This window comes from Sulfurivirga caldicuralii, from assembly GCF_900141795.1.
Lineage (GTDB): Bacteria > Pseudomonadota > Gammaproteobacteria > Thiomicrospirales > Thiomicrospiraceae > Sulfurivirga > Sulfurivirga caldicuralii.
The window spans coordinates 44730-60965 of the sequence record NZ_FSRE01000002.1; the positions used below are offsets into that span (position 1 = coordinate 44730).

15 protein-coding genes are annotated in these 16236 nt (G+C 59.1%); 13 read left to right on the forward strand and 2 right to left on the reverse strand.

Annotation, left to right across the window (positions count from 1 at the left end):
* Positions 1-184: 184 nt before the first annotated feature.
* Positions 185-1087 (forward strand): DUF302 domain-containing protein, encoded by a 903-nt coding sequence (locus BUQ81_RS03345; protein WP_074200988.1) that lies wholly within the window; start codon positions 185-187, stop codon positions 1085-1087.
* A gap of 159 nt (positions 1088-1246) precedes the next feature.
* Entirely contained in the window at positions 1247-3121 is a 1875-nt protein-coding gene (gene htpG, locus BUQ81_RS03350) for a molecular chaperone HtpG (RefSeq protein WP_074200989.1), read from the forward strand.
* Between the two features lie 91 nt (positions 3122-3212).
* On the opposite strand, the gene rne is transcribed toward htpG, so the two are convergent.
* Positions 3213-5948, reverse strand: coding sequence for a ribonuclease E (gene rne, locus BUQ81_RS03355; protein WP_074200990.1), 2736 nt, complete (start codon positions 5946-5948; stop codon positions 3213-3215).
* A gap of 619 nt (positions 5949-6567) precedes the next feature.
* Here rne and BUQ81_RS03360 point away from each other — a divergent pair.
* Positions 6568-7521 (forward strand): RluA family pseudouridine synthase, encoded by a 954-nt coding sequence (locus BUQ81_RS03360; RefSeq protein WP_074200991.1) that lies wholly within the window; start codon positions 6568-6570, stop codon positions 7519-7521.
* A complete protein-coding gene (locus tag BUQ81_RS03365) occupies positions 7514-8245 on the forward strand; it encodes an HAD family hydrolase (protein WP_074200992.1) in 732 nt (243 codons plus the stop codon). Before BUQ81_RS03360 ends, BUQ81_RS03365 begins: the two co-directional genes overlap by 8 nt.
* Here BUQ81_RS03365 and BUQ81_RS03370 read toward each other — a convergent pair.
* The gene (locus tag BUQ81_RS03370; protein WP_074200993.1) at positions 8163-8765 is read right to left on the reverse strand and encodes a Maf family protein; all 603 of its coding nucleotides are present in this window, start codon (positions 8763-8765) and stop codon (positions 8163-8165) included. The genes BUQ81_RS03365 and BUQ81_RS03370 overlap by 83 nt on opposite strands.
* Positions 8766-8825: 60 nt before the next feature.
* Between BUQ81_RS03370 and BUQ81_RS03375 the strand changes: the two genes are divergently transcribed.
* The 9 genes from BUQ81_RS03375 to BUQ81_RS03415 all read left to right on the forward strand — a co-directional run bounded on the left by BUQ81_RS03375 (position 8826) and on the right by BUQ81_RS03415 (position 16230).
* Positions 8826-9332, forward strand: a complete 507-nt coding sequence (locus BUQ81_RS03375) for a YceD family protein (protein ID WP_143598452.1) — start codon at positions 8826-8828, stop codon at positions 9330-9332.
* A 13-nt stretch (positions 9333-9345) separates the two neighbouring features.
* Positions 9346-9516, forward strand: a complete 171-nt coding sequence (gene rpmF / locus BUQ81_RS03380) for a 50S ribosomal protein L32 (RefSeq protein WP_074200995.1) — start codon at positions 9346-9348, stop codon at positions 9514-9516.
* Positions 9516-10580: a phosphate acyltransferase PlsX gene (plsX, locus tag BUQ81_RS03385; RefSeq protein WP_074200996.1), complete on the forward strand. Its 1065-nt coding sequence runs from the start codon at positions 9516-9518 to the stop codon at positions 10578-10580. The genes rpmF and plsX overlap by 1 nt, the downstream gene beginning before the upstream one ends.
* On the forward strand, positions 10555-11538 hold the full coding sequence (locus BUQ81_RS03390; RefSeq protein ID WP_074200997.1) for a beta-ketoacyl-ACP synthase III: 984 nt from the start codon (positions 10555-10557) through the stop codon (positions 11536-11538). Before plsX ends, BUQ81_RS03390 begins: the two co-directional genes overlap by 26 nt.
* 16 nt (positions 11539-11554) lie before the next feature.
* Complete coding sequence (fabD, locus tag BUQ81_RS03395) at positions 11555-12490, forward strand: ACP S-malonyltransferase (RefSeq protein WP_074200998.1); 936 nt, start codon at positions 11555-11557, stop codon at positions 12488-12490.
* Between the two features lie 2 nt (positions 12491-12492).
* Positions 12493-13233: a 3-oxoacyl-ACP reductase FabG gene (gene fabG, locus BUQ81_RS03400; RefSeq protein ID WP_074200999.1), complete on the forward strand. Its 741-nt coding sequence runs from the start codon at positions 12493-12495 to the stop codon at positions 13231-13233.
* A gap of 75 nt (positions 13234-13308) precedes the next feature.
* Positions 13309-13548, forward strand: a complete 240-nt coding sequence (gene acpP, locus BUQ81_RS03405; RefSeq protein ID WP_074201000.1) for an acyl carrier protein — start codon at positions 13309-13311, stop codon at positions 13546-13548.
* 114 nt (positions 13549-13662) lie between these two features.
* Entirely contained in the window at positions 13663-14901 is a 1239-nt protein-coding gene (gene fabF, locus BUQ81_RS03410) for a beta-ketoacyl-ACP synthase II (RefSeq protein WP_074201001.1), read from the forward strand.
* Between the two features lie 9 nt (positions 14902-14910).
* Positions 14911-16230, forward strand: coding sequence for an aminodeoxychorismate synthase component I (locus tag BUQ81_RS03415; protein WP_074201002.1), 1320 nt, complete (start codon positions 14911-14913; stop codon positions 16228-16230).
* Positions 16231-16236: the final 6 nt, after the last annotated feature.

Genomic DNA, 16236 nt, shown 5'->3' on the forward strand with positions numbered 1-16236 from the left:
ATGGAGACGCTGGCAGCATTGTTCGCCGTCTGGCGGCAAGGATGTTTCAGTATTTGCTCATGTTCTGAAATAAACCGCTTCGATTTTTAAATAAAAAACTTCAGCTGTTCATAATCCCCTGATATCGCTCACAATACGTGCTGCTTTTTGCATTCATACACATAGAAACAGAGGACGATTGTTCATGAAACGCATGCACTGGTTCACACTGATTTTGGCCTGGCTGGCATCGGCTGCAGCGCTGGCCGGGGATCTCAAGCCCTTTATTCTGAGCACCATCAAGCCCGCTGGCATCGAAGAGGGCGTTTCCAAGATCAAGAGTGCGCTTTCCAGTGCCGGATTTACCATCGTGGGCGAGTATGCCCCCAAAAGCGAGACCCACATCATCGTGGTCACGAATGATGCGCTGAAGACCCTGGCGGCGAAAAGCGAGCGCGGCGGTTTCGGTGCCATGGAGCGTGTGGCGGTAGTGAAGCACAACGGTGCACTGGAAGTCAGCTACACCAACCCGACGTACTGGTGGAACGCCTATCGCATGGCGGGGGATATTAAGCCGGTGCAGGCTGCCATGGAAAAGGCGCTGGGCAATGCCGGTCAGTTTGGGGTGGAGCCGGGTCTGTCTGCAAGCGAGCTGCGCGATTACCATTACAAGTTCATGATGCCGTATTTCACCGATGTGGATGAACTGGAGGAGTACGACTCTCACCAGCAGGGCATTGATGTGATCGAGAAAAACCTGGCCAAGCGGGTGGATGGCGCGCTCAAGGTCTATCGCATCGACATTCCGGGCACCGAGATGACCGTGTGGGGCGTCGGCTTTACCCAGAGTGCCGCGGCGGACAAGTATGTTCTCGACAATATTGACCATGGTGCGCACAGCCATGCGGCCCATCTGCCGTATGAATTGCTGCTGGACGGCAAGCAGGCGGTTGCGCTCAACGGCAAGTTCCGCATTGCCATCAGCTGGCCGGGTCTGCCCATGGGCGAGTTCATGAAGATCATGCGCACGCCGGATGACATCGAAACCACGCTGGAAGACGTGGCAGACCCCATGGGGCGGGTCAAAGATGATGAGAACGGCTTCTAACCGCTAAAAACGCTCATCAGATCCAGAAAAGGCGCCTGCGGGCGCCTTTTTCGTGCCTGCCAAAAAAATGGATCTTTAAAAAGTCGGGGACCCCCCTTTAAAAACGGCATTTGGCCCCTATTTTTCCTGTTTGTACAGACAACAGAAAGGAGACCGTTTATGGCACAAGCGGAAAAGCATGCCTTTCAGACCGAAGTCAAACAGCTGCTGCATCTTGTGATCCACGCCCTGTACAGCAACCGCGACATCTTTCTGCGCGAGCTCATTTCCAATGCCTCGGACGCGCTGGACAAGCTGCGCTTTGAGGCATTGTCCAATGATGCACTTTACGAAGGGGACAAGGAGCTGGCGATCCGTGTCAGCTACGATCCGGAGGCACGCACCATTACCGTGGAAGACAACGGTATCGGCATGTCCCGCGATGAAGTAATCGAGAATATCGGCACCATCGCCAACTCCGGCACGAAAAAGTTTCTCGAACAGCTCAGCGGTGATCAGGCCAGGGACAGTGCCCTGATCGGTCAGTTTGGCGTGGGCTTTTATTCTGCCTTTATCGTGGCGGACAAGGTGACGCTGGAAACCCGCCGTGCCGGCGCGCCGAAAGAAGAAGGTGTGCGCTGGGAATCCGACGGGCAGGGGGAATACACGCTGGAGACCATTGAGAAATCAGGCAAGGGCACACGCATTAGCCTGCACCTGAAAGAGGATGCGAAGGAATTCCTCGACGGCCACAGGCTGCGCCAGATTATCCATACCTATTCGGACCACATTGCCTTTCCCATCCTCATGCCCAAGGAGGAATTCAAGGATGGCAAGCCGGTCATCACCGACGAGTGGGAACAGGTGAACAAGGCCACGGCGCTGTGGCTGGAACCCCGCTCCAAGCTGAAGGACGAGGATTACATCAATTTCTACAAGCAGACCTTCCACGACTTCGAAGCGCCGCTGACCTGGCTGCACAACCGCGTGGAAGGCACGCTGGAGTACACCAGTCTGTTCTATATTCCCAAGGTGCCGCCGTTTGACCTGTACGATCGCGAGCGTCGCTATGGCGTCAAGCTGTATGTGAAGCGCGTCTTTATCATGGACGACGCGGAGCATCTGCTGCCCACCTATCTGCGGTTCGTGCGCGGCATCATCGATTCCAACGACCTGCCACTGAACGTTTCCCGGGAGATCCTGCAGGACAATCAGGTAGTGCGCAAGATTCACAGTGCCTCCACCAAGCGTATTCTTGACCACTTGAGCAAGTTGGCCAAGGAGGATGCGGACAAGTACGCCACTTTCTGGGATGCCTTTGGCAATGTGCTCAAGGAAGGGGTGGTGGAAGACTTCAGCAACCGGGAGAAGATCGCCTCCCTGCTGCGCTTTGCTTCCACCCACAACGATACGCCCGAGCAGCGGGTCAGTCTGGATGATTACATTGAACGTATGCAGCCGGATCAGGAGGCCATCTATTACATCGTGGCCGACAGCTATCAGGCAGCGAAAAACAGCCCGCATCTGGAGATCTTCCGCAAGAAGGGCATCGAAGTGTTGCTCCTGTATGACCGCATTGACGAGTGGCTGGTAGCGCACCTCAACGAATACGCCGGCAAGCCGCTGAAATCCGTGGCTCAGGCTGATATTGAGCCGCCGGAAAACGAGGCCATTTCTGAAGAGGAGAAAAAGGCGGCCGATGAACTGATCGAGCGCCTGCAGAAGGTGCTGGCCGAGCGTGTGGAAGCGGTACGCACCACGGCGCGCCTGACCGATTCACCCGCCTGTGTGGTGCCGCCTAAAAACGGCCTCAGCCCGCACATGATCCAGATGCTCAAGCAGATGGGACAGGAGCCACCCAAGCAGAAGCCGGTGCTGGAGATCAACCCTGCACATCCGCTGATCAAAAAGCTGGAAAACCTTAGCGACGAAGAGAAGCTGAAGCTGTGGGGCGAAATCCTGCTGGATCAGGCCGAGCTGGCCGAAGGGGTGCAGCCGGAGGATCCGGCCGGATTCGTCAAGCGTCTCAACAGCGTACTCGCCGACGCGTTATAAGGCACGCGAGCGCTTGGTGTATAAAAAGAAAACCCGCCATGGCCTGAGATCGTGGCGGGTTTTTTATTGCCAGAGGCTTGGGTTGCAGTGATTAACTGCCACTCGCCGCCTTGGGCGTCTCGTCAGCAGCCGTGTTCTGCTCGGCTACGGCCTCCTCTACGTTTTCGGTAGCAGGGGGTTCAGACGTTGCCTCTTTCGTTTCTTCGCTGTCAGCTGACGCCACCGTGTTCTGTGCACCTGTCTCAGCAGATGACTCAGACTCAGTCTGTTCAGCTGCCTCGGCAGGTGTTGCAGGGGTTTCCTCTGTCGGTGCAGCATCAGGTGCCTGAGACGCCGGTGAAGCAGAGGCGCTAGCCGAAGCCTGCTCTGCGGACTCGATGCTCGTTTCAGCCGGTTGTGCCGACGTAGCCGCGTCCGCTGATGCTTCAGCCGGTACCGTTTCGGGCTGTTCGGACATTGCCGTTGCCTGCGGTGCTGAGGTGGGCGCACCCGTTTCTGCGTCCGTAATCATGGGGACCCGAACCGGCTCGGGAGTTGCCACTGGTGGTTCTTCGGCGGCCTGCGCCATCACATCTTCAACCGTGAGGCTAGCGGCATCCTGCGGGGCGCGCCGGCGACGTACGGCATAGCGTCCCTGACGCTGATAGGTGCGGCGCTTGTTAAGGGTGCGCGGCGCTTCTTCTACCGGCACATTGTCCCCGGATGATTCGGACTCAACTGCACCCGCTTCGGTTTCGCTATCTACAACAGTTTCAGCCTTTTTCGGTTCTGCGGCTTCTGGTATGGCCGCTTTCTCCATTTCAGCTACTGCAGCGGATGGCGTTTCGCTTGCCGCGGCATCCACAGCCGCAGTTTCGACGGCTTCCGTGGTCGCTTCCTGACTGCGGTTGTTGCGATTGCGGTTGCGATTACGGTTGCGATTACGGTTGCGCCCGTTTCCGCCGTTCTCGTTATTGCCACTTGCAGGCGCTTCCTGAGTGGTTTGTTCACCCTGCGCGTTCACATCGGCGCTGCTGGCGCCTTCCTCCAGTGGCCGGTTGTTGCGGCGGCGGTTGTTGTTGCGACGTCGATTATTGCTATTGCTACGGCGGCGGTTGTTATTGCGCGTGCGTGCCGGTTTTTTTTCCTCTTCCTCGGCCGGTGCGGGGGCAAACAGCGCCTGCCACAGGCGCGTCAGCAGACCCGGTTTGGGGGCTTCGGCCTTGGGTGCGGGCGGTGGCGGCGGTGCAGTGGGCTGAATCTGCTGCACCACCGGTGTTTCCTTGGCAATGGTTTCGGCGGTGGGCTCCTCGATGGCGGGAAGCTCCGGCGTTTTTTCAGTTTTCTGCGCGTAGCTGGCGCCCTGCTGCACTTCCTCTTCGTTGAAGCGTACACGCTCCATCAGGTAATCCGGCGTCTGCAGGTGCTCGTTAGGCACGATGAGAATGTGCAGGTTGTGGCGCTCTTCGATGCGGGTGAGGTGATTGCGCTTTTCGTTGAGCAGGAAGGTGGCTACATCCACGGGCAGCTGTACAGTGACCCGCTTGGTGTTTTCCTTCATCGCCTCTTCTTCCAGCAGGCGCAGAATGGAGAGCGCCATGGATTCCACGCCGCGGATGACACCGACACCCTTGCAGCGCGGGCAGACGATCTGCGTGGACTCCTCAATGGAAGGACGCAGGCGCTGACGGGACATTTCCAGCAGGCCAAAGCGGGAGATGCGGCCGATCTGCACGCGGGCACGGTCGCTCTTGACCGCTTCGCGCAGGGTATTTTCCACTTCGCGCTGGTGCTTGTTGGCGTGCATGTCGATAAAGTCGATCACGATCAGGCCACCCAGGTCGCGCAGGCGCAGCTGGCGTGCGATTTCCACCGCCGCTTCCATATTGGTGTTGAAGGCGGTCTCCTCGATATCGCCGCCCTTGGTGGCGCGGGAGGAGTTGATGTCGATGGCGGTCAGCGCTTCGGTAATGTCGATGACGATCACGCCGCCGGAGGGCAGGGTCACCTCCCGCTGATAGGCGGTTTCGATCTGGGATTCGATCTGGAAGCGGGTAAACAGGGGGATCTTGTCCTGATAGGGCTTGATGCGACCGACGAACTGGGGCATGACATGCTGGACGAAGTCGCGAGCGCGGTGGAAAGCCTCCATGTCGTCGATGAGGACTTCGCCGATGTCCTGGCGCAGGTGATCGCGAATGGCGCGGGTGATGATGTCCGACTCCTGATAGATCAGGAACGGCGCCGGCTTGCTTTCGGCAGCCTTCTTGATGGCTTCCCACAGTTGCACCAGATAGTTGACATTCCACTGCAGCTCCTCGCTGCTCTTGCCGATCCCGGCGGTGCGCACGATCAGGCCCATGCCTTCCGGTACGTCCACACCATTGAGGGCATCGCGCAGTTCAGCGCGTTCTTCGCCTTCGATGCGGCGGGAGATGCCGCCGGCGCGGGGGTTGTTGGGCATCATGACCACATAGGGGCCGGCGAGGGTGATCTGCGTGGTGAGCGCCGCACCCTTGTTGCCGCGCTCTTCCTTCTGCACCTGAACAATGATTTCCTGCCCCTCCTTCAGCACATCGCTGATGGACAGGCGGCCGTCCTTGCGATCCTGGGGGTAGTATTCCTCGGCGACTTCCTTGAAGGGCAGAAAACCGTGGCGTTCAGCGCCATAATCGACGAAGGCGGCTTCCAGACTGGGCTCGATGCGGGTCACCTTGCCCTTGTAGATATTGGCCTTTTTCTTCTGGTGCCGGGTGGTTTCAATGTCCAGATCATAGAGCTTCTGGCCATCGACCAGCGCAACGCGGATCTCTTCCGGCTGCGTGGCATTGATGAGCATTCGTTTCATGGTTGAATGTCCTGTTATCTGTCGGTTAAACGGCGTACACCGACACTGCGGACAGGCGTTCCACAGCAGGACTTAAAAGGCGGGTCAGCGTCTTGATAAGGTGTCAGTCGCGCAGGCACACGCCGCCGCCCAACAGGTGCTTGCCGGGTGGCGGTAAGCAGTTGGTGGTCAGATGTGTCAAATGAATGCGCGTGGTGATCAAACCTTATCCTTTTTCTCAAGCTGAACCTGTACCCAGCTCAGCTCTCAGCTTGTATTCGGTTGTTTTTAAGTTCTGCTTCGGCCAGCGTCTTATCCCGATAGTGTTATGAGCGGGTGCGCCGGTGAGTTCCTGTTGAACTCGGGATCGCATGTCTGCAGATCGTGTACGGTCTTCAAATCAATCTTGTCTGCTCGGGCGTGTGCCCGTTCGGGTGAATCCTTATTGATCGACCCGGGGTCTGATGCCTGTGCATGTTGACCCATATTGCCTGTGAAATATATCACGCGCTTGAACGCTTGACAATGTAAAGGTGTGATTGCAGGACAGGGCTGCCGCATTTCGGTGTATGAGCCTGGCAGGATGGGACGCGGGCATTGCCGCTACAATAGGCGCCAGCTTACTGTATGGAAACTCCCCATGGCCTATCAGCAGGTGCAGAAAGTGCGTGTCGGCGAGGAAGACGCCGGACAACGACTCGACAATTTTCTCATGCGCCGACTGCGCAAGGCGCCCCGAGCACTCATCTACCGAATCGTGCGCAAGGGGGAGGTGCGCGTCAATGGGCGCCGTGCCAAGGTCAGCGACCGCCTGCAGGTCGGTGACGAAGTGCGCATTCCGCCAACACGACTGCCGGAAGCGGAGGGCAAGCCTGTCTTTCGCGATGATGCGGTGGCGCGTTTTGAAGCGCTGGTGCTGTATGAGGATGCGGATATTCTTGTGCTGAACAAGCCTCCCGGCATGGCGGTGCATGGGGGCAGCGGCCTGAGTTGGGGCGTGATCGAGCTGGCCCGCGCGGCAAGGCCGCACGCGCGTCGGCTGGAATTGGTGCATCGCCTGGATCGGGATACCTCAGGGGTGCTGTTGCTGGCGAAAAAGGCGTCGGTGCTCAAGGCATTGCATGAGCAGGTGCGGGGTCAGGGCATGACCAAGCTTTACCGCGCATTGGTAGCCGGGCAGTGGCCTGCTCAGCGCCGCAAGGTGGCGCTGCCGCTACGCAAGAATACGCTCAAGTCGGGCGAGCGCATGGTGGTGGTCGCGGACGACGGCAAGCCCTCGCTAAGCTATTTTCGGCTGGTACAAGGGTGCGAGCGGGCGTCGGATGTGGAGGTTAGTCTGAAGACGGGCCGCACCCATCAGATTCGCGTGCATGCACAGGCCAGCGGCCATCCATTATTGGGCGACGAAAAATATGGGGATCGGGCAGCCAACCAGATGGCGCGCCGCTGTGGCCTGAAGCGTCTGGCGTTGCATGCGTGGCGGCTGGGGTTCATCCATCCTGCGACCGAGCAGCGAATGGAAGTAGAAGCGCCGCTACCCGACCTATTTCCACAGACATTAACATGCTTGTGCAGAAAGGATCACAATGACTGAAGCGTCGGACACCTCGCGTTGCTATCGGCTGGTCATCTTTGACTGGGATGGCACGCTCATGAATTCACAGGATCGCATTGTGGATGCGATTCAGCAGGCAGCCCGAAAAACCGGATTGCCGGTACTGGATGATCGCACCAGTGCCAGCATTATCGGATTGAGCCTGACGAAGGCAATTCAAACCCTCTATCCCGAGGCGGATGAGGCGCAGGTGCGGCGCATGGCAGAAGCCTATTCGCACCACTTCCTCAATGACTCGCTGGTGCCCATGGTGCCGTTTGCGGGGGCCGAAGGCTTGCTGCGCGCCCTCAAGGCGGCGGGTGCCATTGTGGCGATTGCGACGGGGAAGAGCCGCCGCGGCCTGAATCAGGTGCTCGAGGAGAGCGGGCTGGGTCCCTATTTTGATCTGACCTATACCCCGGAAGAGTCTGCGTCAAAGCCCGACCCGTTGATGTTGCAGCGCATCCTTGAAGAGACCGGCGTGCCGGTATCGCAGGCAGTCATGGTAGGGGATACAACGTTCGACATGGAGATGGCGCAGCGCATTGGCATGGATCGGATTGCGCTGAGTCACGGCGTGCACGACAGCGCCGAGCTGGACCGCTATGGGCCGGTGGCGCACCTGCACGACCTGGAGGGTCTCAAGGCGTGGCTGTTGCCGCGCCTGTGTCCCTCTTCCATGGAAAGGGATAATCCAGCGCACTCAACAGATCGATCAGCTTGATCAGCGGCAGGCCGATGAGGGCGTTGGGGTCGTCATTTTCGATGCGCTTGATCAGAATGATCCCCAGCCCTTCCGACTTGATGGCGCCGGCGCAATTCCAGGGCTGTTCGTGATCCAGGTAATAATCGATCAGGGCGTCGTCGAGGGTGCGGAACTGTGTCCAGGTGGTATCCAGTGTGGTCAGGCAGTGATCGCCATGACACACGCTCAGGCCGGTATGAAAGGCGACGCGCTGTCCGGATAGCAGCTTCAGCTGCTGGCGGGCCCGTCCCCGCGTGCCGGGCTTGACGAGTTGCTGCCCCGCGACGGTCGCGCTTTGGTCGGAGCCGATCACCCAGGCGTTCGGGTGGTTCGTTGCAATGGCGCGCGCCTTGGCTTCGCTGAGGCGCTGCACCAGCTGCTCGATGGGCTCGTCCGCGGCCGGGGTCTCATCCACCTGTGGTGCCATGCATTCGAACGGCAGCTGTAGTTTTTCCAGCAGGGCGCGTCGGTAGGGTGAGGTGGAAGCCAAAATAAGCATTCGGTTTTTATTCCGTATTGCTGTTATAATTAACAGCTTAACAAAATTCAGGGCTTCGGCGTGAGCAAGCGATTACCTGATTTGATCGAGCCGTCACAGGCGGCGCGCAACGGGCAGCAGTACCGGCTGGCCATTGCCCAGTCGCGCTTTCCGCGCTTGATGGAAATGCTTCAGGACGATGGCGCACGCGAGGTGGATGTGGCGCTCGACTTTTTCGAGGAGCCGGAAACCGGTTATCCCGCCTTTACGCTGACGCTGAAAACGCCTTTGTCCCTGCAGTGTCAACGTACGCTGGAGGCGTATGACGAACCGGTGGATGAAACCTACACCGCCGTGGTCGTCAACGATGAGGCAGAAGCGAAGCTGGTGCCCGAGCAATACGATACCTGGTTGCTGGAGGCGCCCAAACTGAATCCCTGGCAGATGATTGAAGACGAACTGCTACTGGCCATTCCACAGGTCCCCCGCAAGCCGGGTGAGCCGCTGGTGTGGCTGGATGGAGACGCGGCGGCTGAAGCGGAAGAAAACCCCTTCGCTGCCCTGAAAGACTTGATGAAAAAACACTGAAAAGGAGCTGATCATGGCTGTTCAACAGAACCGTAAAACCCCTTCCAAGCGTGGCATGCGCCGTTCACACGATGCGATTTCCGGCCCCAAGCTGAGCACGGATCCCACCACCGGTGAACTGCACCGTCGTCATCACGTGACTGCGGACGGCTACTACAAGGGCAAGAAAGTCATCGAGAAGTAATGGCTGCGTCGCACGCAACCATTGCCATCGACGCCATGAGCGGGGATCACGGCCTTCGGGTCACGATCCCCGCGGCGCTTCAGGCCCTGAAAACCTGGTCGGACATCACGCTGGTGCTGGTCGGCCGCGAAGCTGAGATTCTCGAAGCGCTGGCCGAGCACAACGAAACGCCGAACGAGCGCCTGCGTGTGGTGCATGCTGATCAGGTGGTGGAAATGGACGATCTGCCGTCCAAGGCCCTGCGTCAGAAACGGCAGTCCTCCATGCGTGTTGCCCTGAATCTGGTCAAGGACGACCAGGCGGACGCCTGCGTCAGTGCCGGCAATACCGGTGCGCTGATGGCCATGTCCAAGTTTGTGCTCAAGACCCTGCCTGGCATCGAACGTCCAGCCATCTGTACCGCCATGCCGACCATGAAAGGGCATGTACACATGCTGGATCTGGGCGCCAATGTGGGCGTGGATGGCGAGAACCTGCTGCAGTTTGCATTGATGGGTTCTGTGCTCGTCAGCCAGCTGGACGACAACCCGGCGCCCAGGGTCGGCCTGCTCAATATCGGCGAAGAGGAGATCAAGGGGCCGGAACGGATTCGCCATGCGCATCGCCTATTGCTGCAGACCCCGCTCAATTACATCGGCTACGTGGAAGGTGACGACATCTTCAAGGGGGATACCGATGTGGTGGTATGCGACGGCTTTGACGGCAATATCGCCCTCAAGGCTTCCGAAGGGGTGGCCAAGATGATCAGCTTCCACCTCAAGAAGGCGTTTGGACGCAGTTTGCTCACCAAGCTCGCCGGCATGGTGGCATTGCCGGTTCTGCGTCATTTTCAGCAGACCATTGATCCGCGCCGTTATAATGGCGCCAGCCTGTTAGGTCTGCGCAAGATCGTCATCAAGAGTCACGGCGGCGCAGATGAATTTGCCTATTTCCATGCGATTGGTCAGGCGCGCCTTGAGGTGCAGAAGGCGATTCCGCAGATGATCAGCGAGCAGCTGGCGCAGCTGATGGCCACGCTGGAACAACAAGACACCGTTCATGAATCAGAGCAGCAAGCAGTTTAGTCGCATTGTCGGCACCGGCGGTTACCTGCCGGAAAAAATCCTTACCAATGCGGATCTTGAGCAGATGGTGGATACTTCCGATGCCTGGATACGTGAACGCACCGGCATCGAGCAGCGTCATATCGCTGCCGATGATCAGACCACATCCGATCTGGCCGAGCAGGCCGCCCGCCAGGCACTGGATATGGCCAATCTGGCCCCAGAGGATCTACAGCTGATCGTGGTGGCGACCACCACGCCTGATAAGATCTTCCCCAGTACCGCCTGTCTGCTGCAGCAGCGTCTGGGCAATCATGGTGCCCCCGCATTTGACGTACAGGCGGTCTGCTCCGGTTTTATCTACGCCCTGAGCGTTGCGGATCAGTTCATTCGTGCCGGCATGGTGCGCAATGCACTGGTGGTCGGCGCAGAAACCCTGTCGCGCATCATCGACTGGTCCGATCGCAACACCTGCGTACTGTTCGGCGATGGGGCCGGGGCTGTCGTGCTGGAGGTCGGCGAAGAACCCGGTGTCATCAATACCCATATCCACGCAGATGGCCAGTATGAGAACCTGCTGCACGTGCCGTCCGGCGTGTCCAAGAAACCCATTACCGACAGCATCTCCGAGCGCAGCATGCACATGCGCGGCAGCGAGGTGTTCAAGGTGGCGGTCAATACTCTCAGTCAGGTGGCCACCGAAACGCTGGCTCGCAACGGCGTGGCACCGGAAGAGCTTGACTGGCTGGTGCCGCATCAGGCCAACAAGCGCATTATCGACGCCACCGCACGCAAGCTGAAAATGAAGCCGGAACAGGTGGTGCTGACGGTAAACCGTCATGCCAATACTTCAGCCGCCTCCGTGCCGCTTGCCTTGAACGAGGCGGTTCGGGACGGTCGTATCCAGCCCGGGCAGCTTATTCTCATGGAGGCCTTTGGCGGCGGCTTTACCTGGGGCTCCGCCCTGGTTCGTTATTGAGGGAGTATTCCATTCGATGAACTATGCAATCGTTTTTCCTGGGCAGGGCGCACAATCTGTGGGCATGCTCGCAGAGCTGGCCGCCGTCTACCCTCAGGTCCAGCAAACCTTTGAAGAAGCCTCGGATGCGCTTGGCTACGATCTGTGGGCGCTTACGCAGAATGGTCCTGAATCTGAATTGAACAAGACGCAGATTACGCAGCCGGCCATGCTCACGGCGGGCATGGCAGTATGGCGCGTGCTCGACAGCCAGATCGATATGGCACCGGCGGCGCTGGCCGGCCATTCGTTGGGTGAGTATACGGCACTCACGGCCGCCGAGGTCTGGCCGCTTGCGGATGCGGTACAGTTGGTAGCCCTGCGCGGCGAGCTGATGCAGAATGCCGTGCCGGAAGGGGCGGGTAAGATGGCCGCCATCCTCGGCCTGAGCGACGAAGACGTGATCGCGTTGTGTGAGGAAGCGGCCCAGGGACAAGTCTGTGAGGCGGTGAACTTCAATTCCCCGGGGCAGGTGGTGATTGCCGGTGATGCGCCGGCCGTCGAACGCGCCATGGCGTTGGCGGAAGCCAAGGGTGCTAAGCGTGTCGTGCCGCTGGCGGTAAGCGCGCCGTCTCATTGCTCACTGATGAAGCCAGCGGCAGAGAAGCTGGCGGAAAAGCTGGCGGACATGCCCCTGAATACACCGCGTTTCCCCGTGCTGCACAATGTGGATGTGCAGAGTCATGCGGACGTGGATGCACTGCGCAACGCGCTAGTGCAGCAGCTTTACAAGCCGGTACAATGGGTGAAAACCATCGAGGCCCTCAAGGTGCAGGGGGTGGAGCAGCTGTTCGAGTTTGGCCCGGGCAAGGTGCTCACCGGCCTGAACCGCCGCATCGACCGCCGCTTCCCCATTGCGGCCGTCATGGATCCCGCCTCGGTTGAGGCCGCCATTGAAGCCATGGAGTCATGAAGATGTTTGCAGGAAAAGTTGCTCTGGTTACGGGCGCCAGTCGCGGTATTGGCAAGGCCATCGCCCTTGAGCTAGCCGCAAAGGGCGCCACCGTTGTGGGCACGGCTACCTCGGAAGCGGGAGCCGAAGCCATTTCGCTTTATTTCAAGGATGCCGGTCTGGAAGGCTACGGCAAGGTGCTGGATGTCACTCAGCCCGAGCAGATCGATGAACTGGTCAGCTGGGTCAATGCCGAAGTGGGCGTGCCCACCATTCTGGTCAATAACGCCGGCATCACCCGCGACAACCTGCTGATGCGCATGAAGGACGAGGAGTGGGAGGCCATCATCCAGACCAACCTTACCTCCGTGTACCGCATGAGCAAGGCGGTCCTGCGCGGCATGATGAAGGCCCGTGAAGGGCGCATCATCAGCATTGCCTCTGTGGTGGGGCTGATGGGGAATGCAGGCCAGACCAACTATGCCGCCGCCAAGGCCGGCATCATGGGCTTTTCCAAGTCACTGGCCCGTGAAGTGGGTCCGCGCGGCATTACTGTCAATGTGGTGGCACCGGGCTTTATCGATACTGACATGACGCGCGCATTGGGCGAAGATCAGCGTGCCGCGCTGACAAGCCAGATTCCTCTGCAGCGTCTGGGTGAGCCGGAAGACATCGCCAAGGCGGTGGCCTTCCTGGCCAGCGAAGATGCCGCTTACATTACCGGGCAGACGCTCAGCGTTAACGGCGGTATGGTCATGTGCTGATTGGTGCTTGCAAAGCGCACGCAATCCGCAGAAAATAGCAAAAGATTTTTCCTTAACAACAACTGGAGACTTTCAATGAGCAGCATTGAAGAACGCGTCAAGAAGATCGTGGTAGAACAGCTGGGTGTGGAAGAAGATCAGGTAACTCCTGACGCATCTTTCGTTGACGATCTGGGCGCTGATTCCCTGGATACCGTTGAGCTGGTCATGGCGCTGGAAGAAGAATTCGACTGTGAAATTCCAGACGAAGAAGCTGAAAACATTCAGACACTGGGTCAGGCAGTAGCTTACATCGAAGAGCATTGCGAGAAGTAATGCCCTGCGTTTGAACACCCATGCAAGAGCCGTTTTCATACGGCTCTTTTTGTAAGTGCGTCCTGAAAACGGCCGAGGCCGTCAGGATGGATACTAGTTACAGGAGTGAAAGCCTTGAGCAAGCGTCGCGTCGTCATTACAGGTCTGGGTATGGTTTCCCCGCTGGGCAACACGGTGGCGTCAAGCTGGGACGGAATCAAAGCGGGCCGCAGCGGCATCAGCACCATTGATACGTTCGATGTCAGTGCGTTTTCCGTCAAGTTCGGCGGTCAGATTCGCGATTTTGACGTCAGTCAGTACATCGCACCCAAGGAAGCCAAGAAGATGGATCCGTTCATACACTATGGCATGGCGGCGGGCATTCAGGCGTTTGAGGATGCCGGTATTGAAGTCACTGAGGAAAACGCCGAGCGGATTGGGGTGCACATGGGGGCCGGTATTGGCGGGGTCGACACCATTTCCCGCCAGCACAAGATCCTGCTGGAAAATGGGCCACGGCGCATTTCCCCGTTCTTTGTGCCCAGCGCCATCATCAACATGACTTCCGGCAACCTGTCCATCAAGTACGGCCTCAAGGGACCGAATCTGGCCATGGTTACCGCCTGTGCCACCGGTACCCATGCTATTGGCGATGCGGCACGCCTGATCATGTATGGCGATGCGGACGTGATGATCGCTGGCGGTTCCGAGCAGGCGGCCAACCCGCTTGGCCTGGCCGGTTTTGCCGCGGCGCGTGCGCTGTCCACCCGGAATGACGAACCGGAAAGGGCGTCGCGTCCCTGGGACAGGGATCGCGATGGCTTCGTGCTGGCCGATGGTGCCGGTGCCGTGGTACTGGAGGAATATGAACACGCCAGGGCACGTGGAGCCACCATCTATGCAGAGGTGCTCGGGTTTGGCATGAGCGGCGATGCGTATCACATGACCCTGCCGGCCAAGGGAGGTGAAGGTGCGGCACGCTGCATGAAAAATGCCCTGCGCGATGCCGGCCTCAACCCTGAAGACATCGATTACGTCAATGCTCACGGCACTTCCACACCAGCAGGTGATCTGGCCGAAACCGACGCCGTCAAAAGCGTTTTTGGCGACCATGCCTACAAGCTGGCGGTCAGCTCCACCAAGTCCATGACCGGGCATGCGCTGGGTGCGGCCGGTGCACTGGAAACCATCTTCACGGCTCTGGCCTTGCACGAAGGCGTGCTGCCGCCTACCATCAATCTGGATAACCCGGATGAGGGCTGTGACTTGGACTATGTGCCCAACGAGGCGCGTCAGGCCGACATCCGTTATGCGCTGAATAACTCCTTCGGTTTTGGTGGCACCAACGGCACGCTGGTTCTGGGCAAGGTCTGACGGGTTTCCATGCAGCCGGCCATTGTTCGTCAGGCATGGCCTGAACAGCTCGATCTGCTGAATCTCTACCGCGCCAATCCGGCGCGGTATCCGTTTCTGCTACAGAGTGTCGCTAGAGGCCCGCTTGGGCGCTATGACATTCTGTTTGCCTTTCCACAGGATACGCTGACCCTTACGGAAGAGGGGGTCCCCGACTTTTTCAAACGCGCATTTTTGCAGCGCTGGGAAAAGCGCCCTCAGCTGTCCCCCGAGGCGGACATTCCCTTTCTGGGCGGTTTTTTTGCCTTTTTTGCCTATGAATACGCCCGCGTGGTAGAGCCGACGCTGCAGTTGCCGCGCGGGCAGGGCCCTCTGGCCCAGCTGGTGCACTGTCCGGCCGCCATCATCGTCGATCATGCCACGGCTTCGTTGCTGCTGGTCGCAGAACCCGGCGCCGAAGATCTGATCGAGCCCATGCAGGTGGATATCAAGGCGGCTTTGCAGCAGCGGGCGAGTGGTTCAGCGCCGCTGTCGGTGCGCAAGCTGATGGAAGAACCGCCCGCGCAGTTTCTGGAGGGGGTGGAGACCATTCGCGACTACATTTTTGCCGGCGACGTGTTTCAGGTAAACCTGTCGCGGGCGTGGCAGGCCGAGGTTGAAGGCGCGCCTGCCGACCTTTATGACCGACTGCGACGTGCCAATCCGGCGCCCTTTGCGGCGCTGGCTGATTTTGGCGACTGGCAGGTGATCAGCTCCTCGCCCGAACGGCTGCTGCGTTTTGACGGCACCTGGCTGGAGACGCGCCCGATTGCCGGCACGCGCAAGCGCGGCGCCACCCCCGATGCTGATGCCCGCCTGAAGGCCGAACTGCTGGAAACGGTCAAGGAACGCGCCGAGCACATCATGCTTATCGACCTGGAACGCAACGATCTGGGGCGCATCTGTCAGCCTGGTACGGTTGAGGTCAACGAGCTGATGGTGCTGGAAAGTTATCAGCATGTGCATCACATCGTTTCCAACGTACGTGGGCGTCCGCGCGACGGCCTGAGTCCGCTGCAGCAGATCGAGGCGCTTTTTCCCGGTGGCACCATTACCGGCTGCCCCAAGGTGCGCTGCATGGAAATCATTGCTGAGCTGGAAGCGGCACCCCGGCAGGCCTATACTGGCAGTCTCGGGTATATCAGCTGGGACGGGCGCATGGATCTGAACATTCTGATTCGCACCTTGGAGCGACATGGCAGCCGCGTGCACTTTCGTGCCGGCGCCGGTATCGTGGCGGATGCCCAGGCCGAGCAGGAGCTCAAGGAAACCCGCCATAAGGCTGAGGGTCTGCTGAGGGCATTGGGATGAAGGAAA

Excerpts from the sequence above, each read along its gene's own strand:
- BUQ81_RS03390 (WP_074200997.1), top strand. The coding sequence starts at position 10,555 with ATGAATCAGAGCAGCAAGCAGTTTAGTCGCATTGTCGGCACCGGCGGT.
- BUQ81_RS03360 (WP_074200991.1), top strand. The coding sequence starts at position 6,568 with ATGGCCTATCAGCAGGTGCAGAAAGTGCGTGTCGGCGAGGAAGACGCC.
- rne (WP_074200990.1), bottom strand. The coding sequence starts at position 5,948 with ATGAAACGAATGCTCATCAATGCCACGCAGCCGGAAGAGATCCGCGTT.
- BUQ81_RS03370 (WP_074200993.1), bottom strand. The coding sequence starts at position 8,765 with ATGCTTATTTTGGCTTCCACCTCACCCTACCGACGCGCCCTGCTGGAA.
- BUQ81_RS03365 (WP_074200992.1), top strand. The coding sequence starts at position 7,514 with ATGACTGAAGCGTCGGACACCTCGCGTTGCTATCGGCTGGTCATCTTT.
- plsX (WP_074200996.1), top strand. The coding sequence starts at position 9,516 with ATGGCTGCGTCGCACGCAACCATTGCCATCGACGCCATGAGCGGGGAT.
- BUQ81_RS03345 (WP_074200988.1), top strand. The coding sequence starts at position 185 with ATGAAACGCATGCACTGGTTCACACTGATTTTGGCCTGGCTGGCATCG.
- htpG (WP_074200989.1), top strand. The coding sequence starts at position 1,247 with ATGGCACAAGCGGAAAAGCATGCCTTTCAGACCGAAGTCAAACAGCTG.
- acpP (WP_074201000.1), top strand. The coding sequence starts at position 13,309 with ATGAGCAGCATTGAAGAACGCGTCAAGAAGATCGTGGTAGAACAGCTG.
- fabD (WP_074200998.1), top strand. The coding sequence starts at position 11,555 with ATGAACTATGCAATCGTTTTTCCTGGGCAGGGCGCACAATCTGTGGGC.
- fabG (WP_074200999.1), top strand. The coding sequence starts at position 12,493 with ATGTTTGCAGGAAAAGTTGCTCTGGTTACGGGCGCCAGTCGCGGTATT.
- rpmF (WP_074200995.1), top strand. The coding sequence starts at position 9,346 with ATGGCTGTTCAACAGAACCGTAAAACCCCTTCCAAGCGTGGCATGCGC.
- BUQ81_RS03415 (WP_074201002.1), top strand. The coding sequence starts at position 14,911 with ATGCAGCCGGCCATTGTTCGTCAGGCATGGCCTGAACAGCTCGATCTG.